The following is a 26893-nucleotide window of genomic DNA, read 5'->3' as shown; positions in this document are numbered from 1 at the left end:
AATCCCGTCACTAATCCGAACGCGCGGCGAACTTCGCCGTTCATGCCGATGGATTGGAGTGGGAAGAATGGAGCCGACGGGAGACGCTGGATTGCTCGAGGTGATCGCGGCCGCGCCGCAGCTGCGCACGCCCGACGAGACCGAGGCGTTCCTCGACTCCCTGGCCCTCGATGAGCTGGCGTCGATGTGGTGTGCGCTTCAGCGCGTCAGCCGCCGCGACCAGGTCAGCAGCGTCTGGGCTCTCAAGCTCTATTTCGATCATCTGCCGCATCGCAGGCCGCAAGCCGCGCTTGATCTCGTGCTGGAGGTGCTCAGGACCGAGGCCGACAAGCCGACGGTGATGCAGCTCGACGACAAATTCCTGCCGGTGCTGCTCCATGCGCACGACCCTGATTTGATCGCGCGTATCGAGCGTGAGGCCGAACACAATGACCGGCTGCGCTGGCTGCTCGGCGGCGTGCATGTCGCGCCCGACGATCCCTCGATGTCGCGCATTGCAGGACTTGCCGACAGCAAGGCCTGGCAGGCCGACCATCAGGCGCAGCGCACGCCGCGCGAGCCGCTCGATTGCGCCGGCATGTCGGTGGCCGCGCTGGCGCGGGCCTGGGTCGAGCAGTATTCCAGATCCGAGCGCGACCAGGACGACAATCTGTTCGCGCTGATGGATTTCGAGCACGAGCTGTGCGAGGACGATCCCGACAAATTGATTGATCTCGTCCTTGAGATCCTGAAGATCGAAGCCAACCCGGTGCTGCTGTCGCTCCTGGCCGCAGGTCCCCTCGAAGACGTGATCAGTACCGCCACGATCGATCGCATCGAGCGCGAGGCGCGGAGCAACGAACGTTTTCGTGATCTGCTCGGCGGCGTCTGGTACTACCGCGCGTCCGACGAGCTGAAGGCACGGCTCGATGCGCTGGTCGGCGAGAGCCGTTGGTAATCCCTATGCAGACCGTCTGCACGCAGATGCTGGCCATCTGCACGATCGTACCCCAATTCCGCTCCAATCCGATCTCATCGAGATCATGTAGCTGAAGCGGGTTTCCATGATCACGCGCCGTCACTTCATCCGTTCCATTGGCGGTCTGTCCGCCCTCGGCATCTCGACCGCCGCCTATGGCGTCGGCGTCGAGCCGGTGCTGCGGCTTCGCGTCACCCGCTATCATCCGACGCCGCGGCAATGGCCGAAGGATTTCCCGCTGAAGATCGCCGCCATCGCCGACATCCATGCCTGCGATCCCTGGATGTCGCTGGAGCGGATCGAGGGCATCGTCGACCGCACCAATGCGCTGAAGCCTGATGTCATCGTGCTGCTCGGCGACTATGTCGCCGGGCTTCACCACGTCACGCGGCTGATCCCGTCGCGCGAATGGGCGAGGGTGCTGGCCGGCCTCAAGGCGCCGCTCGGCGTCCATGCCGTCATGGGCAATCACGATTATTGGGACGACCTGACCGTGCAGCGGGCCGGGCACGGGCCGACCATCGCGCATCGGGCGCTGGAGGGGGCCGGCATTCCCGTCTACGAAAACGACGTCGTGCGCCTGACCAAGGACGGCCGTCCGTTCTGGCTCGCCGGGCTCGGCGATCAGCTGGCCTATTATCCCTCGAAGCGCTATGGCCGCGCGCACCGGCTGGGCGCGGACGATCTCTCGGGCACGCTGGCGAAGGTCACCGACGATGCGCCGGTCATCCTGCTCGCGCACGAGCCCAACATCGCGCCGCTGGTGCCCGCGCGCGTCGCGCTGCAACTGTCCGGCCATACCCATGGCGGCCAGGTCCGCCTGCTCGGCTGGTCGCCGGCCGTGTCGCCCAAGAACGGCATGCGGCTCGCTTATGGCCACTTCCGCCTGAAATGCGATCTCATCGTCTCCGGCGGCCTCGGTTGCAGCATCATGCCGGTCCGCGTCGGCGTGCCGCCTGAGATCGTCGAGGTGACGCTGGGGCGGGCACCGGTGATGGTGTAGTGCACTGCCGCGGACTGTGCAGCAGCGGTTGGAACTGCTAGCATTGCTTGATGGAGCCACGTGTCGAAAATGTCGAGAAGCTGTGCGCGCTGAGATCCGCCATTGATGAAGGAATGGCGGACGTGGCTGCGGGCCGCGTTGTGTCCTGGAACTTGAAAGAGTTTCTCGAGGAAGCTCGCAAACAGAAAATCGATAAGCCGAAATGACTGCCCATCTCGACGGCGAGATCCGCGACGGCCGCCACCACATGCAGGTTCGCGTCTATTACGAGGACACGGATTTCTCCGGCATCGTCTATCACGCCAATTATCTGCGCTACATGGAGCGCGGCCGCACCAATCATCTCAGGCTGATGGGCGCCGAGCAGCAGGCACTGTTCGATCAGGCCGAAACGGAAGGCACGGGCTTTGCCTTCGTGGTGCGCTCGATGCATCTGGATTTCCTCAAGCCCGCGCGGATGGACGACGTGCTCGACGTCGTGACCTGGCCGGTCGCGGTGAAGGGCGCCTCGATCATGCTGGCGCAGGAGGTGCGGCGCGGCGACGACGTGCTGGTGAAAGCCGAGGTCCGCGTCGCTTTCATCAGCGGCGGCCGCGCGCAGCCGATCCCGAAATCGATCCGCACGCTGATGAAGGCCGATCTGATTTCGTGATCGCCCGATAGGGGACGGCCTCTCGACTCCGTGGCGTGCGGCGATAGATTGCCGCCCACTCCAACCGATGAGGCCATCATGTCGCGCCCGCCGCTTCCACCCTTCACCCGTGAAACCGCCGCGCAGAAGGCGCGCATGGCCGAGGACGCCTGGAACTCGCGCGATCCGGTGCGCGTCTCGCTCGCCTATACCGAGGACAGCCGCTGGCGCAATCGCTCCGAGGTGTTCCAGGGCCGCGAGGCCATCGTCGCCTTCCTCACCCGCAAATGGGAGAAGGAGCACGACTACCGCCTGATCAAGGACCTCTGGGCCTTCGACGAGAACCGCATCGCGGTGCGCTTCCAATACGAATGGCACGACGGAAAAGGCCAGTGGTACCGCTCCTACGGCAACGAGCAGTGGGAGTTCGACGAGCACGGCCTGATGAAGCGGCGCGAGGCCTCGATCAACGACATCATGATCGCGGAAAAGGATCGCCGGTTTCACTGGGCGGCGCCGGGGCCGCGGCCGGCAGATGTGCCGGGGTTGGGGCGCGATCCGTTTTGAAATTCATCGCAAGCGGCACTGTTCTTACTTCTCCCGCAAGGGGCGAAGGTAAGAGCAGCCGCGGATTCGTCGCCTAAGCCGCCGTGCGCCTCGCCAGAAACCGCGTAATCGCTCCACCGAGCTTCGCGTTATCCATCGGCTGCGCCAGCGATGCCCTTGCTGTGGCAACGACGTCATCCGGCGCCTTGCCATCACGCAGTTCGCAGCACACTTGCGCGAAACCGACGTCGAATTCCGGGTGAGGCTGCACGGTCAGCGTCGCGCCGTTGGCGTAGAGCAGGCCGGCATGCGGGGTGAAGTCGGACGACAGGATGGTCAGCGCGTCGTTCGGCGGCTCGATCACCTGGTCCTGATGCGAGGCGGCGATGGCGACCGCCTCGCCCTCGACGACGCCGTTCTCGGGCAGCACCCGATAGACGTGCCGGCCGATGCCCCAGCCCTTCTCCGACTTGCGCACCGTGCCGCCGAGCGCCTGCGCGATCAGCTGATGGCCGAAGCAGACGCCGACCATCGGCGTCTTGTTGGCGTAGGCGGTGCGGACGAAATCCTCCAGCGGCGCGATCCAGTCGAGCCCGTCATAGACGCCGGCCGCCGCGCCGGTGATCAGCACCGCCTCGAGCTTGCCCGGATCGGGCAGGGGATCGCCGTTGGGGATGCTGACGATTTCGACCGTGGCCGCCGGATCCTCGGCGTGCACCATGCGCACGAACATGTCGGGAAACGAGCCGTGGCGCTCGCGATATTCTGAAGGGACGAGCCCGGTCTCGATGATGGTGATGCGTGCCATATGCCCTGCTTCGTTTTCATATCCATAACACTGCGCCCATGGCCGCCGCGTCAACCGCCTTCAGACGGGCTCTCTGTCTAATCCTCGAAGCTGTCGAGCGCCTTGCGCATGGTTTCCACGAGATCGAGCGCCACCGGCGACGGACTGCGCTGTGCCGGGAAGACGGCGGAGAATTCGAAGTCGATGCGCGGCAGGAAACGGCGCGCGACCACGCCGCGGGTGGCGAATTCCCGCGCGGTAAAGGGATCGCAGATCGCAACGCCAAGCCCCGAGGAGACCATGCCGCACATGATCTCCGACAGCGTGGTCTCGACGCGCAGCACGCGGCGGACCTCGTGACGATTGAAGACCTGGTCGACGAGATGCCGGCTCGATGATCCCGCCGACAGCGAGATGAACGTCTCGCCCTCGAAGTCGCGCGGCTCCAGCACCTCCTTTTCCGTGAGGCGATGGCCGGTTGGCAGCACCGCGACGCGGGCGGGCGCCGGCAGTCGCAGGCTCGGCAGGCCGGAATGGGCGATCGGCACCTCGGCAAAGCCGATGTCGCATTGATTGTTCAGCACCCAGTCGACCACGATCGGCGAGATCACGCCGAAGAAGGCGAGGTTGAGGTTCGGCCGCTCCTGCAGGAAGTGTCCGGCGAGACGCGGCAGATAGCCGTTCGCCAGCGCCGGCAATGCCGCAATGCGCAGCGAGCCGGTGCGGCGGCCCCGGATTTCCTCGGCCGCGGCCGTGATGCGTTCGAGGCCGACGAAGGAGCGCTCGACCTCGGTATAGAGCGCCATCGCCGCCGCAGTCGGCACCAGGCCGGTGCCGCGCCGCTCGAACAGCTCCATTTTCAGCAGGGCCTGGAGGTCACGCAGCAACCGGCTCACCGCCGGCTGCGTCACCACCATCAGCTTCGCCGCCTCCGTGACGCTGCCGGTCAGCATCATCGCGCGAAAGGCCTCCACCTGCCGCGAATTGATCCGCGCCATCTCGTAGTCCAATCATAACATTTTGGCATGCAGAGGGTGCCATTATTCATTGGACGATGGAAGTATAGGTCTGCGATCTTTTTCATCAGGGCTGGAGCCAGCCCGCTTTTTCGGCAGATTGGAGGGGTTCAAGCCTCCAAATCGCGTCAGAACCCGCTGACCAGGGGCCGGAGTCCTGGTCGGAGTGGGGACTGGCGCGGAAGGAAATGCGGAAGGCGCCCCAGCCGGACGGCACGTCACCTCATTCCGGTATGGAGATCGGTCCACATGACAACTTTTCGCCTTCTGACCGCGGTCAGCATCGCAGCGCTCATTGCCGCCCCGTCGGTCGTCTCGGCCCAGCAAAAGACACTCTACATTGCCGGCTATGGCGGCTCGTTCGAGAAGACCATCCGCGACGAGGTGATCCCGGCCTTCGAGAAGGAGAACGGCGTCAAGGTCGAATACGTCGCCGGCAACTCCACCGACACGCTGGCCAAGCTGCAGGCGCAGAAGGGCAACCAGCAGATCGACGTCGCCATCGTCGATGACGGCCCGATGTACCAGGCGATCCAGCTCGGCTTCTGCGGCAAGCTCGACGGCCTGCCCGCCGATCTCTACGCCGCCGCGCGCTTCAAGGACGATCGCGCCGTCGCCATCGGCATCGTCGCGACCGGCCTGATGTACAACACCAAGGTGTTCAAGGAGAAAGGCTGGGCGCCGCCGACCTCGTGGAACGATCTCAAGGACACGAAATACGCCAAGCAGCTCGTGATCCCGCCGATCAACAACACCTATGGGCTCGAAGCGCTGGTGATGCTGTCGAAGATGAACGGCGGCGGCGAGACCAACGTCGATTCCGGCTTCAAGATCTTCAAGGAACAGATCAATCCGAACGTGCTCGCCTATGAGCCGTCGCCGGGCAAGATGACCGAGCTGTTCCAGTCCGGTCAGGCCGTGCTCGCGGTGTGGGGCACCGGCCGCGTGCAGAGCTTTGCCAATACCGGCTTCCCCGTCGACTTCGTCTATCCCAAGGAAGGCGCCGCGACGCTGCTGACGACGGCGTGTCCGATCAACAAGCCGAACGCCTCGCCGCTGGCGGTGAGCTTCGTCAAGATGCTGCTCGATCCCAAGATCCAGCTCGTCATGCTGAAGGACTATGGATACGGCCCGGTGCTGAAATCGCTGGTGATCCCGCCGGAGCTCGGCAAGATGGCCCCGATCGGCGAGCGCGCGGCCAAGCTCTACAATCCGGACTGGACCGTCATCAACGAGAAGCGCGAGGAGTGGACCAAGCGCTGGAATCGTGAGGTCGAGCGCTGATCTGATCGTTCGCGGAGACAGCGTATGGCCTATCTCGAGCTCGACCGGGTCGCAAAACAGTTCGGCGCGCAGACTGTGGTCGACGACTTCAGCCTGTCCGTGGGGAAAGGGGAGTTCATCTCCTTCCTCGGCCCGTCCGGCTGCGGCAAGACCACGACCTTGCAGATGATCGCGGGCTTCCTCGATCCCTCGCGCGGCGCGATCCGCCTCGAGGGCAAGGACCTCACCGCGATCCATCCGGCCAAGCGCGGCCTCGGCATCGTGTTCCAGAGCTATGCGCTGTTTCCGCACATGACGGCGGCGGAGAACGTCGCCTTTGGCCTCGAGATGCGCAGTGTGCCGCGCAACGAGCGGGCCGAACGCGTCCGTGCCGCGCTTACGATGGTCGGCCTCGCCGGTTTCGAGGACCGCCACCCCCGCCGCATGTCCGGCGGCCAGCAGCAGCGCGTGGCGCTGGCGCGGGCGCTGGTGATCAAGCCGAGCGTGCTGCTGCTCGACGAGCCGCTGTCGAACCTCGACGCCAAGCTGCGCGAGGAGATGCAGATCGAGCTGCGCCAGATCCAGCGTACCATCGGCACCACCACGATCCTCGTCACCCACGACCAGAACGAGGCGATGTCGCTGTCCGACCGCATCGTGGTGATGAGCCAGGGCAAGATCGAGCAGATCGGCACGCCGCAGGAGACTTATGAGAAGCCGGCCTCCGCCTTCGTCTCGCAATTTCTGGGCAAGACCAATGATTTTGCCGGAACGATCGACCGGACCGTCGCGCCGACGCAACTGGTGGCGGGCTCCTGGCGCGCGCCGGCGCCGGCGGGCGTGAGCGGCCCCGTCATTGTCAGCATTCGCCCCGAGCGCATCGGCTTCGGCGATGCCGGTCTCGGCGCAAAGATCGTCACGCGCATCTTCCAGGGCAATCACTGGCTGTTCCAGTGCGACAGCGAGTGCGGCCCCGCCATCGTGATCCGCCAGAATGACGGCCAGCCTCAGCCGGCCGAAGGCGAGGCGGTTCACCTCACCTGGCGTCCGGAGGACATGAGCGTGCGCGCGAGGGCCGGCGCATGAGCATGGCCGCCGAGGAGCGCAGTGCGCGCGCGCCATGGGCGCTGACAGCACCCGCCTTGATGCTGTTCGTCGGCGTGCTGCTGATTCCGCTGGCGATGACGGTAATGCTGTCGTTCCACGATTGGGGCCAGTACAAGGGCATCGAGCCGGTCTTCATCCTCAAGAACTGGCACGAGATCGCGACCGATCCCTATTATGCCGAGATGTTCTGGCGGACCTTTCGCATTGCGATCCTGACCACGCTGCTCACGGCTCTGCTCGGCGCACCCGAGGCCTACATTCTCAACCGCATGAGCGGCCGCTGGAAGAGCTTCTTCCTGCTGGTCATCCTCGGCCCGCTCTTGATCTCCGTGGTGGCGCGCACGCTCGGCTGGGCGCTGCTGTTCGGCGGCAACAACGGGCTCGTCAACAAGCTCCTGATGTCGCTCGGGGTGATGCGCTCGCCCATTCCCTTCATGTTCACCGAAACCGGCATGGTGGTCGCGCTCGCGCATGTGATGATGCCCTTCATGGTGCTGTCGGTGTGGGCGGCGCTGCAGCGGCTCGATCCGCAGATCGAGAATGCCGCGATGTCGCTCGGCGCCGGCCCCGTCACCATCATCCGCCGCATCATCATGCCGCAGATCATGCCCGGCGTGCTGTCAGGCGCCATCATCGTGTTCTCGCTCTCGGCCAGCGCCTTCGCGACACCCGCGATCATCGGCGGCCGCCGGCTCAAGGTCGCCGCGACGCTGGCGTATGACGAATTCCTCAATACCCTGAACTGGCCGCTCGGCGCCGCGGTCGCCACGCTGCTGCTGATCGCGCTGGTGCTGATCGTCGTCGGCAGCAATGCGCTGATCGAGCGCCGCTATGCGGAGGTGTTCCGATGAGCCGGAACGGCCCGCTCGCGCTGATCTTCCACATCATCTTCGTCATCGTCATGGTGGCGCCGATCCTGGTGGTCTGCCTCGTCGCCTTCACGCCCGAAGGCTTCCTGTCGCTGCCGACCAACGGATTTTCGCTGCGCTGGTTCAGGACCATTGCGAACTACCCCGAATTCATCCACGCCTTCTGGGTCAGCCTCGGCCTCGGCGCGCTCTCGTCCTTCGTGGCGCTGCTGTTCGCGGTGCCCGCGGCGCTGGCGATCGCACGCTATCGCTTCCGCGGCCGCGATGCGCTGGCGGCGCTGTTCCTGTCGCCGCTGATGATCCCGCATGTCGTGCTCGGCATCGCCTTCCTGCGCTTCTTCACCTCAGTTGGCATCGGCGGCAGCTTCGCCGCGCTGATCATCGCGCATGTCATCATCGTGTTTCCGTTCGCGCTGCGGCTGACGCTGGCGGCGACGACCGGCATGGACCGCACGGTGGAGATGGCCGCCGTCTCGCTCGGCGCCGGCGGCTGGACGCTGTTTCGCCGCGTGACGCTGCCGCTGATCCTGCCCGGCGTCATCAGCGGCTGGGCGCTCGCCTTCATCCAGTCCTTCGACGATCTCACCATGACCGTCTTCCTCGCGGCCCCCGGCACCGAGACGTTGCCGGTGCGCATGTTCCTTTATATCCAGGACAACATCGATCCGCTGGTGACGTCGGTCTCGGCCTGCGTGATCGCCGTGACCATGACCGCCCTCATTCTGCTCGACCGTTTCTACGGGCTCGACCGCGTGCTCGCCGGCAAGGGCGACACAGGACGATAGGAGAATCCATGTCAGGAGACTACGACGTCGCCGTCGTCGGCGGCGGGCTGCTCGGCTCCGCCATTGCCTGGGGCCTCGGCCGGCTCGGCAAGAAGGTTGCCGTGCTCGACGAAGGCGACATTACCAAGCGCGCCTCGCGTGCGAATTTTGCGTTGGTGTGGGTGCAGAGCAAGGGCCTCGGCATGCCCGCTTATACGGTGTGGACCGTGCAGGCGTCGCAGGCGTGGGGCCGGCTTGCGTCCGAGCTGAAGCAGCAGACGGGGCTCGACGTTTCGCTCCAGCAGAATGGCGGCTTCCATCTCACGCTCGGCGAGGACGAATTCGGCCAGCGTACCGAGCTGGTCAAGCGCATGCACAACCAGGTCGGCGCAGCCGACTACAAGATGGAGATGATGTCTGCCGCCGAGGTGAAGAAGTCGCTGCCGTTGATCGGGCCCGAGGTTTCCGGCGGCAGCTATTGCCCGCTCGACGGCCATGTCAATTCGCTACGCACGTTCCGCGCCTTCCACACCGGCTTCAAGGCATTCGGCATCGACTATTTCCCGGAGCGCCCGGTCTCGGCGATCAGCAGGAGCGGCGGCGAATTCCGCCTGACCACGCCGAAGGGTGAGCTGCGCGCCGCCAAGATCGTTCTGGCCGCCGGCAACGCCAACCAGACGCTGGCGCCGATGGTCGGCCTCTTCGCGCCAATGGGTCCGACCCGCGGCCAGATCGTGGTGACCGAGCGCACCATGCCGTTCCTGCCGCATCCGCTGACCACGATCCGCCAGACCGACGAGGGCACGGTGATGATCGGCGACAGCAAGGAGGACGAGCTCGACGATCGCACGCTGAAGCATTCGATCAGCGCGGTCATGACCGATCGCGCGCAGCGCATGTTTCCGCATCTGTCGCGGCTCAACGTGGTCAGGAGCTGGGCCGGCATCCGCGTCATGCCGCAGGACGGCTTTCCGATTTACGACCAGTCGGAGACGCATCCCGGCGCCTTCGTCGCCTGCTGCCATTCCGGCGTGACGCTTGCTTCCAACCACGCCTTCGATATCGCGCGCATGGTGGCGCAGGGCGCGCTCGAGCCCGCGCTTGTCGGCGCGTTCTCCGCCAGCCGCTTCGGCGGCGCCGGCGCGGCGAACAACAGCGGCTATTAGGGATTTTGAGGAAGCCAGGATGTTTAGACGATCCGAACAGGACAAGCGGCCACAGGTGCAGATCTTCGTCGATGGCGTCGCCGTCGCGGCGCGTCAGGGCGACACCGTTTCCGCCGCGCTGCTGGCCTCCGGCGTCGACGCGCGGCGCGGGACCGCGGTGAGCGGTGCGCCGCGTCTGCCTTACTGCATGATGGGCGTGTGCTTCGACTGCCTCGTCACCATTGACGGTGTCGGCAATCGCCAGGGCTGCCTCGTGCCGGTCGCCGAGGGCATGCAGATCGAAATCCAGAAGGGCAAGCGGGAGATCGGACGATGAGCGTGGCTCCCAAGCGCGAAGACTACGACGTCGTGGTGATCGGCGCCGGGCCGGCTGGCCTTGCCGCTGCGGCGACATCTGCCAGCGCAGGTCTGACGACGCTGATGCTCGACGAGAACATCGGCCCCGGCGGCCAGGTGTTTCGCGCGATCTCCTCGACCCCGGTGACCGATCGCGATCAGCTCGGCGCGGATTATTGGGTCGGCGCCGATCTCGTGCAGGCGCTGCGCGCCGGCAATGCCGAGGTGATCCATCGCGCCACGGTCTGGAGCCTCGACCGCAATCTCGATATCGCCGTCTCGATCGGCGGCGCCTCGGCCTTCGTCAAGGCCAAGCGCGTGATCCTCGCGACCGGCGCGCTGGAGCGGCCGTTCCCGATTCCCGGCTGGACGCTGCCGGGCGTGATGACCGCGGGCGCCGCGCAGACCATGCTGAAATCCTCGGCCCTGGTGCCAGACGGTCGCACGGTGATCGCGGGGCAGGGGCCGCTGCTCTGGCTGCTCGCCGCGCAGATCCTGCGCCTCGGCGGCCGCATCGACCGCATCCTCGACACCACCGAGCGCGGCAATTATTTCGCCGCGCTGCCGCACGCCTTCGCCTTCCTGACCTCGCCCTATTTCGCCAAGGGCCTGGCGATGATGCGCGAGGTCAAGGCCAAGGTGCAGGTCGTCTCCGGCGTCACCGAGCTTGCTGCCGCCGGCGACGGCCAGCTCGCCAGCGTGACCTATGTCGCCGGCGGCAAGCGTGAGACCATTCCGGCGGATCTGTTGCTGCTGCATCAGGGTGTCGTGCCCAACGTCAATCTGGCGATGTCCGCCGGTGTCGAGCATCGCTGGGACGATCTGCAATTGTGCTGGTCGCCTGTGCTCGATGCGAGCGGCAATTCGTCGGTATCAGGCATTGCGATCGCCGGTGACGGCGCCGGCATCGGCGGCGCGAATGCCGCCGTGGTGCGCGGCCGGATCGCCGCGCGTGCGGCGGTGGAGGCGCTGGCGCCCGCGTCTGCCGTAAGACTTCCCGCGATGGCCACGCTCCGTTCCGATCTCGCCAAGGCCGAGCGCGGCCGCGTCTTCCTCGACACGCTGTTCCGCCCGGCGCCGCAGTTTCGCATCCCCTCCGGCGATACCATCGTCTGCCGCTGCGAGGAGGTCACCGCCAAGGACGTGCTCGATTCCGTCGCGATCGGCGCGACCGGGCCGAACCAGCTCAAGGCTTATCGGCGCACCGGCATGGGCCCGTGCCAGGGCCGACTTTGCGGCCTCACCGTCACCGAGCTGATGGCACAGGCGCGCGGCAAGACCCCGCAGGAGATCGGCTACTACCGGCTGCGCGCGCCGGTGAAGCCGATCACCCTTGCCGAGCTCGCCGCCGTGCCGAAGAGCGAGGCCGACGTCAAGGCGGTGGTGCGCGGATGACAACAAACGTGGATGCGATCGTCATTGGCGGCGGCATCCACGGATGCTCGACCACGCTGCATCTGTGCCTCGCCGGCCTGAGGCCGGTGCTGATCGAGAAGGACTATGCCGGCCGCCACGCTTCGGGCGTCAATGCCGGCGGCGTGCGCCAGCTCGCCCGGCACATCCCCGAGATCCCGCTCTCGATCCGCTCGATGGGGATCTGGGAGAGGATCAACGATCTTCTCGACGACGATTGCAGCTTTGAAAGCTACGGCCAGGTCCTGGTCGCAGAGAACGAGGAGGAGCTCGCGGTCTGCCGCGCGCGTGTCGCGGAGCTCAATGCGCTCGGCTTCATCCATGAGGAATTGATCGACGCGGCGGAGTTGCGGCGCCTCGTGCCCGCTGTCGCCGAGACCTGTCCCGGCGGCGTGGTCTCTCGCCGCGACGGCGCGGCCAATCCCGCGCAGACCACGACCGCGTTCCGGCGCAAGGCCCAGCAGTTAGGTGCCACCGTGCGCGAAGGCGTGGCCGCCACGAACATCCGCTATAGCGACGGCCTCTGGTCCGTCGATGTCGGCACGGAGAGCTTTGCTGCACCCGTGCTGGTCAACGCCGCCGGCGCCTGGGCCGGCAGGATCGCAGCCGATCTCGGCGAGCCCGTGCCGGTCGAGACCGTGGCGCCGATGCTGATGATCACCTCGCGCGTGCCGCACTTCATCGATCCCGTCGTGATCCTGCGCGGCCGAAAGCTGTCCTTCAAGCAGTTCAAGAACGGCACCGTGCTGATCGGCGGCGGCCATCTGGCCACGCCCTACCAGGACCGCAACGAAACGGTGCTGGACTGGAAGAGCCTTGCGACCAGTGCGCAGACCGTGTTCGAGCTGTTTCCGGTGATGCGCAGCGCCACCATCGTGCGCGCCTGGGCCGGCATCGAGGCGAAGATGAAGGACGACATTCCCGTGTTCGGCCCGAGCAGCCGCCACAGGGGGCTCTACCACCAGTTCGGCTTCTCGCTGCACGGTTTCCAGCTCGGCCCCGGCGCCGGCGCCGTGATGGCGGAGCTGATCGTCAACGGCGGCACGCAGACCCGAATCGGCGATCTCGGTATCGATCGCTTCCATCCCTCCACGCTCTAACCACAAGAGGAACTCATGAGCATCACCCGCAAAATCCGCACGCCCATCCAGCACCGCGCGGTCGAGGCCAACGGCTTCGTCTTCATCGGCGGCACCATCGCCGACGACATCAAGGGCTCGATGGGCGAGCAGACCCGCAATATCCTCGGCAAGATCGCCGGCTATCTGAAGGAGGCCGGCACCGACAAGTCGCGCGTCGTCAGTGCCTCGATCTTCGTGACCGACCTCTCCAAGAAGAACGAGATGGATCCGGTCTGGACCGAGTTCTTCGGCGACAATCTGCCGACCCGCGCCACCGTCGGCGTCGCCGATCTCGGCGGCGCGCTGATCGAGGTGGTGGTCACCGCGCTCAAGGGCTGATCGCGCCGCGCGGCCATGAAGGGCGGCAGCAACGCTTGCGCTGCCGTCTCCGCGCCTTGATCTCGCCCCCTGATGGGGCTACCTAGAGAGCTCCTCAATCAGGAACTTCGCAGCCATGGATTTCAACCCGATCGCAAAGCCCATCCGCCTTGCTCACGGGGAATTCCATGCCTGCTTCAATCATCCTGTCGAACCTGTCGCTGTCCACGCCTGACGGCCGTCCTCTTGTCTCCAACGTCGATCTGACATTCGCGGCCGAGCGGACCGGTCTCGTCGGCCGCAACGGCGTCGGGAAGAGCACGCTGCTTGCCTCGATCTCGGGCGACCATCGTCCACACTCCGGCCGCGTTCTCGTCAAAGGCAGCGTCGGACTGCTGCGCCAGGACGTGCAATTGCCTGCAGAGGCGAGCGTGGCCGACCTGTTCGGCGTACGGCCGGCGCTGGAGTTGCTGCACCGGGCCGAGCGCGGCGATGCTTCGGTCGACGACCTCGCTGAGGTCGACTGGACACTGGAAGCTCGGCTTGAAGCCGCATTGGCACGCCTGGGGTTCGATCCGTCTCCCGACACGGAACTGTCGTGCTTGTCCGGCGGCCAGATCACACGGGTTCGGCTCGCTGCGCTGATCTTCGCCCAGCCCGACTTCCTGCTGCTGGACGAGCCCACCAACAATCTCGATCGGGACGGGCGCAATGCCGTCACCGATTTGCTGGGGGCGTGGCGCGGCGGCGCGATCGTGGTCAGCCACGACCGGGACCTGCTCGAAACCATGGATGCGATCGTCGAGCTGACCTCGCTCGGCGCAACGCGATACGGCGGCAATTGGACCAGCTTTCGTGCGCAGAAGGCCGTCGCGCTCGCGGCTGTCAGGCACGATCTCGCGCATGCCGAGAAGCGTCTGTCGGAGATCGACGGGAAGGCGCAGGAGGCCGCGGAGAAAAAAGCGCGCAGGGACAGCGGCGGGCGGAAGAAGCGAGCCAAGGGCGACATGCCGCGCATTCTCGCCGGCGCGCGCAAGGATCGCAGCGAGGATACCGGCGGCAAGACCACGCAGATCGCCGAACGGCGGCGGGCGGAAGCGCTCGAGGCCGTCGATGCCGCGCGCCGGCGCGTCGAAATCCTGCAGCCGCTGTCTGTGAAGCTGCCCGCGACGGACCTGCCGGCGGGGCGGGAGGTGGTCTCGCTCGACGGTGTCTGCGCCGGCTATCAACAGGAGCGGCCGGTCTTGCGCGATCTGTCGTTCTCGATCGTCGGCCCCGAGCGGGTCGCACTGGTGGGGCCGAACGGCTCGGGCAAGACCACGCTGCTGAAGCTGATCGCGGGCGAGATGCGGCCGCTCGCCGGCATCATGCGGGTCCGGCCTGACTTCGCGCTGTTCGATCAGAAAGTCAGCTTGCTCGATCCCGGAATCTCGATCCTCGGGAACTTCCAGCGCCTTAATCCGATGGCGGGAGCGAATGAATGTCATGCCGCGCTCGCGCGGTTCATGTTTCGCGCCGACGCTGCCTTGCAGATCGTCGGCAGCCTGAGCGGCGGGCAGATGTTTCGCGCAGGACTGGCCTGTGTGCTGGGCAGTTCAGCGCCGCCCTCGCTGCTGATCCTGGACGAGCCGACCAATCATCTCGACATCGAGTCCATCGAAGCGGTCGAAGCAGGCCTGCGGGCCTATGACGGCGCGCTGCTCGTCGTCAGCCACGATGAAGCGTTCCTGGAAGCGATCGGGATGACGCGGCGGATCGATCTTGCCGCCGAGGCGCTGCACGATGGCGGGACCGTCTGATCCCGCCTGGCGATTTGGATGTGGCAGTGATTTTCAAAAACCCGACGCCCTGCCCCCAGCGCGTCGGGTGGAAAAAATGAGTATCAATCCGTGATCCCAACGCGTTTGTTGTGACGCGTGCCGCATCACTTTTCTACTCCGGGAAACTACCGCGTTGGAACCGGGCCGCGTCGTCGGTGAACGGGCCTACGAGGCTACGCTTCCACCCGGTTCCAGTGCTTCGCCGATCTCCAGCGGATGCGCCATGGTCTCGTGCAGCGCCTCGCGGTCGAGCTCGCCTTCGGAGATGCTGATGACGACACAGGCAACACCGTTGCCGATCAGGTTGGTCAACGCGCGGCATTCGCTCATGAATTTGTCGATGCCGACCAGGATCGCGATCGACTGGATCGGGATGTCGGGCACGATCGAGAGCGTCGCCGCGAGCGTGATGAAGCCCGCGCCGGTGACGCCGGAAGCACCTTTGGACGTGATCATGGCGATGCCGAGAATGCCGAGCTCCTGCCAGATCGTGAGATGGGTGTTGGTCGCCTGCGCCAGGAACAGCGTCGCCAGCGTCATGTAGATGTTGGTGCCGTCGAGGTTGAAGCTGTAGCCGGTCGGAATGACGAGGCCGACCACCGAGCGCGAGGCACCGAGATGCTCCATCTTCTGGATCATCTGCGGCAGCACCGTCTCCGACGACGAGGTGCCGAGAACGATCAGGAGCTCGTCCTTGATGTAGGCGATGAAGCGCAGGATCGAGAAGCCGGCGAGCCGCGCGATCGCGCCCAGCACGATCACCACGAACAGGATGCTGGTGAGGTAGAACGTGCCGATCAGGGCGGCAAGGTTGAGCAGCGAGCCGAGGCCGTAAGCGCCGACCGTGAACGCCATCGCGCCGAAGGCGCCGATCGGGGCGACGCGCACGATGATGCGGATGATGCCGAAGAACATCTTCGCCGCCTTGTCGATCGCATCCGCGATCGGCTCGCCGGCCTTGCCGAGGAAGGCGATGGCAAAGCCCGACAGGATCGAGATCAGCAGCACCTGCAACAGGTCGCCGCGCGCGATCGCGCCCAGATAGCTGTCGGGGATGATCGCCATCAGATGGGCGACGATGCCCTCTTCCTTGGCCTTGGTGACGTATGTTGCCACCGATTTCGGATCGATCGTGGCGGGATCGATGTTGAAGCCGTGGCCGGGCTGGAGGATTTCGCCGACCAGCAGGCCCACCGCGAGTGCAACGGTCGAGATCGTCTCGAAATAGATCAGCGACTTCAGCCCGACCCGGCCGACGCGCTTGAGGTCGCCCATCGAGGAGATGCCGTGCACCACGGTGCAGAAGATGACCGGCGCGATCATCATCTTGATCAGCGCGATGAAGCCGTCGCCGAGCGGCTTCAGTGACTTGCCGAGATCGGGATAGAAGTAGCCAATCAGCACGCCGAGCGCGATGGCGATCAGGACCTGCACATAGAGGATCTTGTACCAGGGCTGGTACCGGCGATGGACGGCTGGCTGGATCGCAACTTGTGTCATAGTGTGGGCCCTGGAACGCATTGATCTTGCAAAGATTTGAATCTTTGCATCATGTGATGGTCACCGCAGAAGCGACAATCACATTTTTGTCGGATCGCACGACAATCGATCGCTGCACCGCAACTGGGGGGAACATGTCGACAGCAACCGGCTCGGACGAGCAAGCACAGAGCTATTTTCCGCGTTGGACGCTGAAGACCTCGGGGGTGATCATGCCTGAGGAACGGCTGTCCTGGGGCCAGACCGTCGTCTCCGGTCTTCAGCATTGCGTCGCGATGTCCGGCTCGACGATCATCGCACCGTTGCTGATGGGGTTCGATCCCAATGTGGCGGTCCTGTTCTCCGGCGTCGGCACGTTGATCTTCTTCGTCATCGTCGCCGGGCGCGTGCCGAGCTATCTCGGGTCGAGCTTCGCGTTCATCGCCGTGGTCATCGCCGCTACCGGCTATGCGGGGCAGGGAGCCAATCCCAATATTTCGGTGGCACTCGGCGGCATCGTGGGAGCCGGCGTGCTCTACGGGGTGATTGCGCTGGTCGTGATGTGGTCCGGGGTCGGCTGGGTCGAGCGGCTGCTGCCGCCGGCCGTCACCGGCGCTGTGGTCGCTGCGATCGGCCTCAACCTTGCGCCGGTGGCGGTCAAGGCGGTGAGCGCCAACACGTTCGACACGGGGATCGGGCTTGCCACCGTGCTGATGATCGGCGTGGTCGCGGTTGCAGCTCGCGGCCTGTGGCGCCGGCTGCCGATCATCCTCGGCGCCATCGGTGGATATCTCTTGTACCTGCTGTTTGCGAACGGCCTCGGCTTCGGCAAGCCGATCGACTTCGCAGCATTGGCGGCTGCGCCGTGGATCGGCTTGCCGAACTTCACTGCGCCGACGTTCCAGGCTGATGCGATCTTCCTGATTGCGCCGGTTGCGATCATCCTCGTCGCCGAGAACCTCGGTCACATCAAGGCCGTCGGTGCCATGACGGGCCGGAGTCTCGACGCCTATCTCGGCCGCGCGCTGTTCGCCGACAGCCTGGCGACCATCGTCGCAGCCTCCGGCGGCGGCACCGGCGTCACCACCTATGCCGAGAACATCGGCGTGATGGCCGCGACCAAGGTCTATTCGACATTGCTGTTTGCCTTCGCCGCCATCGTGTCGATCCTGCTCGGCTTCTCGCCGAAGTTCGGCGCGCTGATCCTGTCGATCCCCGGGCCCGTCATCGGCGGCCTCTCGATCGTGTTGTTCGGACTGATCGCGGCGATGGCGGGCCGGATCTGGGTCGAGAATAAGGTCGACTTTGCAAGCCCTGCGAACCTGATCACCGTTGCCGTGGCGCTCACCGCAGGTGCCGGCGATCTCACGCTCAAGTTCGGTGCGTTCACGGTCGGTGGCATCGGCACCGCAACCTTTGGCGCGATCATTCTCTACCAGATCCTGACCTCGCCGCTCGCGCGCCGCGCGGATTAAATCCTGGCAAGGCGCCGAAGTGATGGAACAAAGAGCGCCTCTCGTCGATGATGAGGCACCCGGAGATAAATCATGCCGCACCCCGATCGCTCGACTTCGTTCCCCTCGCGCCTCGTCGGCCAATACGCGCTGGTGACCGGCGCCTCCCAAGGCATCGGCCGCGCCGTCGCCATCCGGCTCGCCCAGGAAGGTGCGACCGTCGCCATCAATTATTTCGAGCACGAGGATCGGGCGGCGGAGACGCTCGCGCTCGCGCGGGCAGCTTCGCGCGATCGCGGCCACGGCGAGGGCGATCATTGCATCGTCAAGGCCAATGTCGCCAACGAGCAGGACATCGCCGCGATGTTCGAGGCGATCCTGTCGCGCTGGAAACGTCTCGACTGCCTCGTCAACAACGCCGGCTTCCAGCAGGAATCGCCGAGCGAGGCGCTCGACGTCGAAACCTATCGTCGCATCATCGACGTCAATCTCAACGGCGCCGTGCTCTGTGCACAGAAGGCGCTCGCGCATTTCGTGGCGCGCGGGGGAGGCGGCAGCATCATCAACTGCTCCAGCGTGCACCAGATCATCCCGAAACCCGGCTATCTCGCTTATTCCATCAGCAAGGGCGGCATGGCCAACCTGACGCGCACGCTGGCGCTGGAGTTCGCCGGCCGGGGCATCCGCGTCAACGCCGTCGGACCGGGCGCGATCGACACGCCGATCAACGATGCCTGGCGGGATGATCCCAAGAAGCGCGGCGAAGTCACCAGTCATATTCCGCTCGGCCGTGTCGGCACGCCGGAGGAGATCGCCGCCGTCTTCGCCTTCCTCGCCTCGGACGATGCCAGCTACATCACCGGACAGACCCTCTACGCCTGCGGAGGCCTGACGCTGTTTCCGGAGTTTCGCGAGAACTGGGCGAGCTGAGGGTGATCTGGCAAAACCGGCCGTCGCGGACTACATCTGCGTCATGGCAAGCTCCCTCCTCCAGGACTTCGTCGACCGGCACGAAAAGCTGTTCGTGCTGACCGGCGCCGGCTGCAGCACCAACTCCGGCATTCCCGATTATCGCGACAGTCAAGGCAACTGGAAGCGGACCCAGCCGGTCAACTTCCAGGCCTTCATATCGGACGAGCCCACGCGCCAGCGCTATTGGGCGCGCAGCCTGATCGGCTGGCGGCGGTTCGGCCAGGCCCGCCCGAACGATGCGCATCATGCGCTCGCACGTCTGGAGGCGAACGGGCGCTGCGGGATGCTGCTGACCCAGAACGTCGACCGGCTGCATCAGAGCGCCGGCCACCGCGAGGTGATCGACCTGCACGGCCGGCTCGATCTCGTCCGCTGCATGGGCTGCGAAGCGAAGACGCCGCGCGAAGAATTTCAGCACGCGCTCGGCCACGCCAACGCGAAATGGCTGACGCTCGATGCCGCTGATGCACCCGACGGCGACGCCGATCTGGAGCACGAGGATTTTTCGTCCTTTCAGGTGCCGGCTTGCGAGGCCTGCGGCGGCATTCTCAAGCCTGACGTGGTGTTCTTCGGCGAGAACGTGCCGCGCGAGATCGTCGCCACGGCGCGGGATCATCTGGCGCAGGCCGACGCCATGCTGGTCGTCGGCTCGTCGCTGATGGTCTATTCCGGATTTCGCTTCGTGCAGGCTGCAGCGCAGCGCAATATTCCGATTGCCGCGGTCAATCTCGGCCGCACCCGCGCCGACGATCTCCTGGCGCTGAAGGTCGAGGAGCGCTGCGAAGCGGCGCTTGCATTCCTGCTCTGATCGCGCAGGCCGCGAACACGCCTTGCCTATTGCATAGGTGCCAAGCAGAATGGCCGGGCGCGGCGTCGTCCTTGCCGTCCATGGCATGGAAATTGCTGCGCTTTCGACCTCAGTCTTGACGATCAGCGCGGAGAATTTGGAATGCTTGAGGGAGCCGAGGTGCGGCTTGCCGTTGATATCGGTGGCACGTTCACCGACATCGTGCTGGACGTGGGGCAGGATCGCAAGACGCGCAAGGTGCTGACCACGCCGCAGCGTCCCGAACAGGCCGTGCTGGACGGCATGCGCCTCATCCTCACTGACGCGCGTGCTCATATCAGCGACATCGACGTCTTCATTCACGGCACCACGCTCGCGACCAACGCGATCATCGAGCGCCGCGGCGCCAAGACGGCCCTGATCGCCACCGAAGGCTTTCGCGACGTGCTCGATATCGGCACCGAGAGCCGCTACGACCAGTATGATCTCGGCATCGACAAGCCGAGGCCGCTGGCGCCGCGCTCCCTGCGTTTCACCGTGCCCGAGCGCATCGACGCGCACGGCGCCGTCCGCCTCGCGCTCGATGAAGCCTCCGTGCGCGCACTCGCGCCAAAATTGCGCGAGCTGGGCGTCGAGAGCGTCGCCATCGCCTTCCTGCACTCCTACGCCAATCCCGAGCACGAGCGGCGCGCGGCCGCGATCCTGGCCGAGGAGATGCCCGGCATCTCCGTGACGGTGTCCTCTGCCGTCTGTCCCGAAATTCGCGAGTATGAACGCACATCGACTGCGGTCGCGAACGCCTATGTGCAACCCCTGATCGACGGTTATCTCGCCCGCATGGCCGATGCCTTGCAGGTCGAGCAGTTCCGCGGCGCCATCTATCTCGTCACCTCGGGCGGCGGCGTCACCTCGATCGAGACGGCGCGGCGCTTTCCGGTGCGCCTCGTCGAATCCGGCCCTGCCGGCGGCGCCATCTTCGCGGCGCAGATCGCGGCAAGGCTCGGTGAAAGCAAGGTGCTGTCCTTCGACATGGGCGGCACCACCGCAAAGATCTGCCTGATCGAGAAGTACCAGCCCGAGACCTCGCGCGTGTTCGAGGTCGATCGCGCCGCGCGCTTCCTCAAGGGCTCGGGCCTGCCGGTGCGCATCCCCGTGATCGAGATGGTCGAGATCGGCGCCGGCGGCGGCTCGATCGCCCATGTCGACGCGATGAAGCGCGTTACGGTGGGCCCGGAGAGCGCTTCGTCTGAGCCGGGGCCGGCCTGTTACGGCCGTGGCGGCCAGCGCCCCGCGGTGACCGATGCCGACGTCGCGCTCGGCATGATCGATCCCGACGCGTTTGCCGGCGGCACGATCAAGCTCGATCCGGAGTTGTCGAAGCAGGCGCTGCTGAGCAGCGTCGGCGAACCGCTCGGCCTGTCGGCGGAAACCGCGGCCTATGCCGTTCACGAGGTCGTCTGCGAGAACATGGCGAGCGCGGCGCGCGTCCACGCGGTCGAGCGCGGCGCGGTGGTCGGCCAGCACACGCTGATCGCGTTCGGCGGCGCGGCGCCGCTGCACGCGGCGCGCGTTGCCGAGAAGATCGGCGTCTCCCGCGTGATCGTGCCGTCCAATGCCGGCGTCGGCTCGGCGGTCGGCTTCCTGGCCGCGCCCATCGCCTATGAGCTGGTGCGTAGCCGTCACGTCCGGCTCGACGATTTCGACACCACCGCCGTCTCTGATCTCCTGCAGGAGATGGTGATCGAGGCGCGTGCGCTGGTCGAGCCCGGCGCCGCCGGCGCGCCGGTGCGCGAGCGCCGCGCCGCCTTCATGCGCTATGTCGGCCAGGGCCACGAGATCAGCGTCGAGCTGCCGAACCGGCCGCTCACGTCAGCCGATCTCGCCGGGCTGCGCCAGAAGTTCGAGGCGGACTATGCGGCAATGTTCGAGCGCCCGATTCCGGGCGCCGCAATCGAGGTGCTGAGTTGGTCGGTGCTTGCGACGACGGAGGCGCGTCATCCGTCTGCTGTCGCCGCGGTTGCGCGCAAGCCCGCGGCCAAGGCGGTCGGCAGCCGCAAATTCTTCGACGGAAGGGCGGGCGAGGTGATCGAGATCCCGCTCTATCGTCGCGAGGACATGGCGCCGGGCGCGACCATCGCCGGGCCCGCCGTGATCGCGGAGGACGAGACCTCGACCTTCGTCTCCACCAGTTTCGACGCGCATATCGACGGTGCCGGCAGCATCGTCATGGAACGGAAGGCAGCCTGATCATGAGCAAGACGAATGGCGCGAGCCTGATCGACCTGCAGATCATGTGGCACCGGCTGATCGCCGTGGTCGAGGAGCAGGCGCAGGTGCTGCTCCGCACCGCCTTCAGCCCGATCGTGCGCGAATGCGGCGACCTCTCGGCCGGCGTGTTCGACCTCAAGGGGCGGATGCTGGCGCAGGCGGTGACGGGCACGCCCGGTCACGTCAATTCGATGGCGGAATCGGTCAAGCATTTCATCGACCATTTCCCGATCGAGACGATGAAGGAGGGCGATGCCTACATCACCAACGATCCCTGGATGGGCACCGGCCATCTCAACGACTTCGTTGTCACCACGCCCTGCTTCAAGGACGGCAAGGCCGTCGCGCTGTTCTCCTGCACCAGCCACCTCATGGACATCGGCGGCATCGGCTTCGGGCCCGATGCCACCGACGTGTTCATGGAGGGGCTCTACATCCCCATGCTGAAGCTGATTGACCAGGGCGTCGTCAACGAGACGCTGATGGCGATGATCCGCACCAACACGCGGCTGCCGATCGACACCGAGGGCGACACCTATTCGCTCGCCGGCTGCAACGACGTCGGCTGCGAGCGCCTGGTCGAGATGATGACCGAGTTCGGCATCGACACGCTCGACGAGCTCGGCGACTACATCTGCGACCGCTCGCGCGAGGCGGTGCTGGCCGAGATCGCCAAGCTGCCGAAGGGCAGCTGGCGCAACACCATGGTGGTCGACGGCTATGATGCGCCGGTGACGCTCGCGGCAACGCTGACGATCTCAGACGAAGGCATCCACGTCGATTTCGACGGCACCTCGGCCGCCTCGAAGTTCGGCATCAACGTGCCCTTGTCCTATACCACCGCCTACACCGTGTTCGGCCTCGGCTGCGTCGTCGCCTCGCAGATCCCCAACAATGCCGGCTCGCTGTCGCCTCTCACGGTATCGGCACCTGCAGGCGCGATCCTCAATGCGCCCAAGCCTGCGCCGGTCGCCTCGCGCCACATCATCGGCCAGATGCTGCCCGACGTCGTGTTCGGCTGCCTGCGCCAGATCATTCCCGAGCGTGTCCCGGCCGAAGGCACCTCGTGCCTGTGGAATCTCAACGTGCGCGGCCAGACCCGCTCCGGCGTCGGCGGCAATTACGGGTTCTCGATGGCGGTGACCTCCAATGGCGGCACCGGCGCGCGCTTCGGCAAGGACGGCCTGTCGGCCACCGCTTACCCGAGCGGCGTGCGCGGCACGCCGGTCGAGATCGCGGAGACGCAGACGCCCCTGATCTTCTGGCGCAAGGAGCTGCGTCCGGATTCCGGCGGAGCAGGACGCACCCGCGGCGGGCTCGGCCAGATCATCGAGGTCGGCAGCGGCGTCGATGCGCCGTTCGATATCCTCGCCGCGTTCGATCGCATCGATCATCCGCCGCGCGGCCGCGACGGCGGCAGGAATGGCGAGGCCGGCTATGTCGGCCTGAAGTCCGGCAAGAAGCTGCGCGGCAAGGGCTTTCAGCAGGTGCCGCCCGATGATCGGCTGGTGGTGCTGACGCCGGGCGGCGCCGGCATCGGCGCGCCCTCGACGCGTGATCGCGCGGCGGTCAAGGAAGACATCGAAAGCGGGCTCGTGTCCGCTGACAACGCAGTTGCAGTTTACGGCTACGCGCGCTGATGCGTCGGCGCGCGTGATAACAAACGGAGGGGCTCGATGATCACACGTAGGAACTTCACCGCGGGTGCGGCAACGCTGCTCGCTGCCGGCCACATCTCCACCCGCGCACGGGCGGCGACGACGAGCTGGGACATGTCGACGGTGTGGCCCGACGGCAATTTCCACACCCAGAACGCGATGGCCTTCGCCGAGGAAGTGAAGAAGCAGACGGGTGGCGCGGTCGCGATCACCGTGAAGGCGGGCGGCCAGCTCGGCTTCAAGGGCCCCGAGCATCTGCGCGCCGTGCGCGACGGCCTGGTGCCGCTCGCCGACGTCCTCAACATCCAGCAGGTCGGCGACGAGCCCTTCATGGGCGTCGAGAGCATCCCGTTCCTGTGCGGATCCGTGGACGAGCTCAAGGTGCTGCACAAATATGTGCGGCCCGAATACGAGAAGATCGCCGCGCGCAACAACCAGAAGATCCTCTACATCGTGCCGTGGCCGACGCAATATCTGCACCTCAAGGCGAAGGTCGCCGACGTCGAGGGTCTGAAGAACATCAAGATCCGCGTGCCCGACAAGAATGCGGTCGACATGCTGAATGCGATCGGCATGGCGGCGGTGATGATCCCCTGGGGCGAGACGATCCCCGCGCTCGCCTCGGGCGCGGTCGCCGGCGTCTCGACGTCGTCGGTGTCGGGTGTCGACGGCAAGTTCTGGGAATTCCTGAAATACGTCTACCCGACCAATCACGTCTGGTCGTCGCAGATGCTCACCGTCAATCTCGATTCCTGGAAGGCGCTCTCCGCCGATCAGCAGAAGCTCGTTGCGGATATCGCGGCGAAGATGGAGCCCGGCTTCTGGGCCAACTCGCTCAAGGCGGACGTCGACAGCCTGAACCGCCTCAAGGAGGGCGGCATGGAGGTGGTGCCGGTCTCGGACGCGATGATGACGGAAATCCGCGCCAAGACCGCGCCGCAGCTCGATGCCTTCCTCAAGCGCGTGCCGGCCGCGGACAAGCCGGTGCGGTCCTATCTCGCCGAAATGAAGCGCGGCTGAGGGCGGGATAGTGGCGAGCGTTTCGTCCGACGCACCGCAGAGCCTCAATGCAGCGGCGCCCGCGCCGCTGCGCATCCTGCTTGACGGCATCGACCGGCTCGGCCGGCTCGACGGCTGGATCGGCGGCGGCTGTCTGCTCACGCTGACGCTGCTGATGCTGTGCGAGGTCGCCACCCGCTTCCTCTCGAACTTCCTGCCGTTCTTCCCGCCGACCATCTCGATCGCGTGGGAATACTCTTCTTATTTGATGGCGGCGTCCTTCACCTTCGGCGCCGCCATGACCTTGCGCGTCGGCGGGCACATCCGCGTCGTGCTGCTCCTGAAGAACGCACCAGTGCCGGTGCAGCGCGCGCTCGAGATTCTCTCGGCGGCGGCCGGCTTCGCCTTCATGGCGTTCCTGACCTCAGCCATGGCGAAGTTTGCCTTTGCCGCCTACACGCGCGGCCAGGTCTCGACCTCCAGCGACACGCCGCTGTGGTTTCCGGAAGCCGTCGTCACCTTCGGCATGCTGCTGCTGACGCTGCAGTTCCTGGCGCGCGCGATCCAGGCCGTGCTCGGCCTGGCGCTGGAGGATCACCGCATGAAGGCGTCGCCCGTCGAATGACCGTCCTGCCCGCACCTGGATCTAGGATCGCATGACCATCGAAGTCGTTGCCCTGTTCGCGATCCTGTTTGCGCTGCTGGCCTGCGGCGTGTGGATCGGCCTCACGCTTGCGCTCACCGCGACGCTGCTGCTTGCAATGTTTCGTTCCATCCCGCTGGACAAGCTGCTGCCGCAATACGCCTGGAACATCCTGACCACGCAGGAGCTGCTGGCGTTGCCGCTGTTCATCCTGATGGGCGAGCTGCTGTTTCGCACCCGCCTGTCGCGCTCGCTGTTCCAGGGCTTGGCGCCCTGGGCGGGGTTGCTGCCGGGCCGGCTCCTGCATGTGAACGTGATCGGCTGCACCATCTTCGCGGCGATCTCGGGCTCCTCGGCGGCGACCACGCAGGTGATCGGCCGCATGTCGCTCACCGAGCTCACGCGCCGCGGCTATTCGCGCGACATCGCGATCGGCTCGCTCGCCGGCGCCGGCACGCTCGGCTTCCTGATCCCGCCGTCCAACATCATGATCATCTACGGCGTGCTCGGCGACGTCTCCATCCTCAAGCTCTTCACCGCCGGCGTGCTGCCGGGATTCCTGCTTGCCGCCACCTTCATGGCCTGGGTGATGCTGCATACGAGCCTCAAGCCCGCGATGGTGCCGGAGACGGAAGCGAAACTCTCCGAGGTGCCGTGGAGTGAACGCTTCGCGGCGCTGAAGGATCTGGCGCCGGCGCTGTTCCTGATCGCCTGCGTGCTCGGCTCGATGTATGGCGGGCTGGCGACGCCGTCGGAGGCCGCCGCCGTCGGCGTGCTCGGCGCTGCCTTGGTTGCCTGGGCGCAAGGCGCGATGTCGCAGCAGGTGGTCCGCGACGTCCTGATCGGCTCGGTCGTGACATGCTCGATGATCGCGTTGATCGTGTTAGGGGCCTCGATCCTCGGCAATGCCGCCGCCTTCCTCGGCATCCCCCAGGCCGTCGCGGCCTTCGTCAAGGGGCTCGGCCTGTCGCCCTTCATGCTGATCGTGGTGCTGGTCGTCTTCTATCTCGTGCTCGGCTGCTTCCTCGACGGCTTCTCGATGATCGTGATGACGCTGCCGATCGTGCTGCCGATCGTGAAGGGCGCCGGCTTCGACGAGGTCTGGTTCGGCGTCTTCCTGGTGCTCGCCGTCGAGATGGCGCAGATCACCCCGCCGGTCGGCTTCAACCTGTTCGTGATCCAGGGCCTGACGGACGACGGCCTCGGCTACATCGCGCGCGTCACGATGCCCTACCTGATGATCATGGTCGGCTTCGTGCTGCTGCTGACGCTGTGGCCAGGCATCGTCACGATCCTGCCGCGGGTGCTGTACGGGTAGATTGCCGAGCCATCGCATTTGAGGGAGAGCGTGGCGCAGATTCTCGTCTGCGGCCATCCTTCGAGACGCCCGCCTGCGGCGGGCCCTCAGGATGAGGGCGGAATCCACAACTGCAATTTTACCGTATGAGTGCTGCTTAGCCTCACCCTGAGAGCTTGTGAAGCTTTCGGGTTTCGCGGACGTTTTCATCTGCAGGC

The 26893-nt window shown here is 65.8% G+C and carries 26 protein-coding genes; 23 read left to right on the top strand and 3 right to left on the bottom strand.

Features of this window, described 5'->3' with window-relative positions:
- Positions 1 to 67: 67 nt before the first annotated feature.
- The 5 genes from Q0743_RS02965 to Q0743_RS02945 all read left to right on the top strand — a co-directional run bounded on the left by Q0743_RS02965 (position 68) and on the right by Q0743_RS02945 (position 3159).
- Positions 68 to 937, top strand: coding sequence for a DUF6869 domain-containing protein (locus Q0743_RS02965; protein ID WP_298240106.1), 870 nt, complete (start codon positions 68 to 70; stop codon positions 935 to 937).
- Positions 938 to 1043: 106 nt separating this feature from the next.
- Complete coding sequence (locus Q0743_RS02960; protein WP_298240105.1) at positions 1044 to 1961, top strand: metallophosphoesterase; 918 nt, start codon at positions 1044 to 1046, stop codon at positions 1959 to 1961.
- A 50-nt stretch (positions 1962 to 2011) separates the two neighbouring features.
- The gene (locus Q0743_RS02955) at positions 2012 to 2167 is read left to right on the top strand and encodes a hypothetical protein (protein WP_298240104.1); all 156 of its coding nucleotides are present in this window, start codon (positions 2012 to 2014) and stop codon (positions 2165 to 2167) included.
- Complete coding sequence (ybgC, locus tag Q0743_RS02950) at positions 2164 to 2613, top strand: tol-pal system-associated acyl-CoA thioesterase (RefSeq protein ID WP_298240103.1); 450 nt, start codon at positions 2164 to 2166, stop codon at positions 2611 to 2613. The genes Q0743_RS02955 and ybgC overlap by 4 nt, the downstream gene beginning before the upstream one ends.
- Before the next feature lie 78 nt (positions 2614 to 2691).
- Positions 2692 to 3159, top strand: coding sequence for a nuclear transport factor 2 family protein (locus Q0743_RS02945; RefSeq protein WP_298240102.1), 468 nt, complete (start codon positions 2692 to 2694; stop codon positions 3157 to 3159).
- Positions 3160 to 3232: 73 nt separating this feature from the next.
- Here Q0743_RS02945 and Q0743_RS02940 read toward each other — a convergent pair whose 3' ends face one another.
- Positions 3233 to 3946, bottom strand: a complete 714-nt coding sequence (locus Q0743_RS02940; protein WP_298240101.1) for a type 1 glutamine amidotransferase — start codon at positions 3944 to 3946, stop codon at positions 3233 to 3235.
- Between the two features lie 77 nt (positions 3947 to 4023).
- Positions 4024 to 4923: a LysR substrate-binding domain-containing protein gene (locus Q0743_RS02935; protein WP_298240100.1), complete on the bottom strand. Its 900-nt coding sequence runs from the start codon at positions 4921 to 4923 to the stop codon at positions 4024 to 4026.
- Between the two features lie 267 nt (positions 4924 to 5190).
- On the opposite strand from Q0743_RS02935, the gene Q0743_RS02930 reads away from it, so the two are divergent.
- The 10 genes from Q0743_RS02930 to Q0743_RS02885 all read left to right on the top strand — a co-directional run bounded on the left by Q0743_RS02930 (position 5191) and on the right by Q0743_RS02885 (position 15097).
- Positions 5191 to 6225, top strand: coding sequence for an ABC transporter substrate-binding protein (locus Q0743_RS02930; protein ID WP_298240099.1), 1035 nt, complete (start codon positions 5191 to 5193; stop codon positions 6223 to 6225).
- A gap of 24 nt (positions 6226 to 6249) precedes the next feature.
- Positions 6250 to 7290 (top strand): ABC transporter ATP-binding protein, encoded by a 1041-nt coding sequence (locus Q0743_RS02925; protein WP_298240098.1) that lies wholly within the window; start codon positions 6250 to 6252, stop codon positions 7288 to 7290.
- On the top strand, positions 7287 to 8162 hold the full coding sequence (locus tag Q0743_RS02920; RefSeq protein ID WP_298240097.1) for an ABC transporter permease: 876 nt from the start codon (positions 7287 to 7289) through the stop codon (positions 8160 to 8162). The genes Q0743_RS02925 and Q0743_RS02920 overlap by 4 nt, the downstream gene beginning before the upstream one ends.
- On the top strand, positions 8159 to 8965 hold the full coding sequence (locus Q0743_RS02915) for an ABC transporter permease (protein ID WP_298240096.1): 807 nt from the start codon (positions 8159 to 8161) through the stop codon (positions 8963 to 8965). The genes Q0743_RS02920 and Q0743_RS02915 overlap by 4 nt, the downstream gene beginning before the upstream one ends.
- Positions 8966 to 8973: 8 nt before the next feature.
- Positions 8974 to 10110 (top strand): FAD-binding oxidoreductase, encoded by a 1137-nt coding sequence (locus Q0743_RS02910; RefSeq protein WP_298240095.1) that lies wholly within the window; start codon positions 8974 to 8976, stop codon positions 10108 to 10110.
- A 19-nt stretch (positions 10111 to 10129) separates the two neighbouring features.
- On the top strand, positions 10130 to 10426 hold the full coding sequence (locus tag Q0743_RS02905; protein ID WP_298240094.1) for a (2Fe-2S)-binding protein: 297 nt from the start codon (positions 10130 to 10132) through the stop codon (positions 10424 to 10426).
- Positions 10423 to 11841, top strand: coding sequence for an FAD-dependent oxidoreductase (locus Q0743_RS02900; protein ID WP_298240093.1), 1419 nt, complete (start codon positions 10423 to 10425; stop codon positions 11839 to 11841). The genes Q0743_RS02905 and Q0743_RS02900 overlap by 4 nt, the downstream gene beginning before the upstream one ends.
- On the top strand, positions 11838 to 12959 hold the full coding sequence (locus Q0743_RS02895) for an FAD-binding oxidoreductase (RefSeq protein WP_298240092.1): 1122 nt from the start codon (positions 11838 to 11840) through the stop codon (positions 12957 to 12959). The genes Q0743_RS02900 and Q0743_RS02895 overlap by 4 nt, the downstream gene beginning before the upstream one ends.
- 15 nt (positions 12960 to 12974) lie before the next feature.
- Positions 12975 to 13319 (top strand): RidA family protein, encoded by a 345-nt coding sequence (locus Q0743_RS02890; protein WP_298240091.1) that lies wholly within the window; start codon positions 12975 to 12977, stop codon positions 13317 to 13319.
- Between the two features lie 167 nt (positions 13320 to 13486).
- Positions 13487 to 15097 (top strand): ABC-F family ATP-binding cassette domain-containing protein, encoded by a 1611-nt coding sequence (locus Q0743_RS02885; RefSeq protein WP_298240090.1) that lies wholly within the window; start codon positions 13487 to 13489, stop codon positions 15095 to 15097.
- Between the two features lie 186 nt (positions 15098 to 15283).
- Here Q0743_RS02885 and Q0743_RS02880 read toward each other — a convergent pair whose 3' ends face one another.
- A complete protein-coding gene (locus Q0743_RS02880; protein WP_298240089.1) occupies positions 15284 to 16618 on the bottom strand; it encodes a dicarboxylate/amino acid:cation symporter in 1335 nt (444 codons plus the stop codon).
- A gap of 134 nt (positions 16619 to 16752) precedes the next feature.
- Between Q0743_RS02880 and Q0743_RS02875 the strand changes: the two genes are divergently transcribed.
- From Q0743_RS02875 to Q0743_RS02840, 8 genes are all read left to right on the top strand, one after another.
- Complete coding sequence (locus Q0743_RS02875) at positions 16753 to 18072, top strand: solute carrier family 23 protein (protein WP_298240088.1); 1320 nt, start codon at positions 16753 to 16755, stop codon at positions 18070 to 18072.
- Positions 18073 to 18144: 72 nt separating this feature from the next.
- On the top strand, positions 18145 to 18981 hold the full coding sequence (locus tag Q0743_RS02870) for an SDR family oxidoreductase (protein WP_298240087.1): 837 nt from the start codon (positions 18145 to 18147) through the stop codon (positions 18979 to 18981).
- A 43-nt stretch (positions 18982 to 19024) separates the two neighbouring features.
- Positions 19025 to 19831: an NAD-dependent protein deacetylase gene (locus Q0743_RS02865; protein ID WP_298240086.1), complete on the top strand. Its 807-nt coding sequence runs from the start codon at positions 19025 to 19027 to the stop codon at positions 19829 to 19831.
- Between the two features lie 141 nt (positions 19832 to 19972).
- A complete protein-coding gene (locus Q0743_RS02860) occupies positions 19973 to 22057 on the top strand; it encodes a hydantoinase/oxoprolinase family protein (RefSeq protein WP_298240085.1) in 2085 nt (694 codons plus the stop codon).
- A 2-nt stretch (positions 22058 to 22059) separates the two neighbouring features.
- On the top strand, positions 22060 to 23718 hold the full coding sequence (locus Q0743_RS02855) for a hydantoinase B/oxoprolinase family protein (protein WP_298240084.1): 1659 nt from the start codon (positions 22060 to 22062) through the stop codon (positions 23716 to 23718).
- 36 nt (positions 23719 to 23754) lie between these two features.
- Positions 23755 to 24756: a TRAP transporter substrate-binding protein gene (locus Q0743_RS02850; RefSeq protein WP_298240083.1), complete on the top strand. Its 1002-nt coding sequence runs from the start codon at positions 23755 to 23757 to the stop codon at positions 24754 to 24756.
- A gap of 10 nt (positions 24757 to 24766) precedes the next feature.
- Positions 24767 to 25360 (top strand): TRAP transporter small permease subunit, encoded by a 594-nt coding sequence (locus tag Q0743_RS02845; RefSeq protein ID WP_298240082.1) that lies wholly within the window; start codon positions 24767 to 24769, stop codon positions 25358 to 25360.
- A 31-nt stretch (positions 25361 to 25391) separates the two neighbouring features.
- Positions 25392 to 26696, top strand: a complete 1305-nt coding sequence (locus tag Q0743_RS02840; RefSeq protein ID WP_298240081.1) for a TRAP transporter large permease subunit — start codon at positions 25392 to 25394, stop codon at positions 26694 to 26696.
- Positions 26697 to 26893 lie beyond the last annotated feature (197 nt).

This window comes from uncultured Bradyrhizobium sp., assembly GCF_936943645.1.
GTDB lineage: Bacteria > Pseudomonadota > Alphaproteobacteria > Rhizobiales > Xanthobacteraceae > Bradyrhizobium.
Note: the sequence above shows the minus strand (reverse complement) of the source record. Positions and strands in the feature narration are given on the sequence as shown.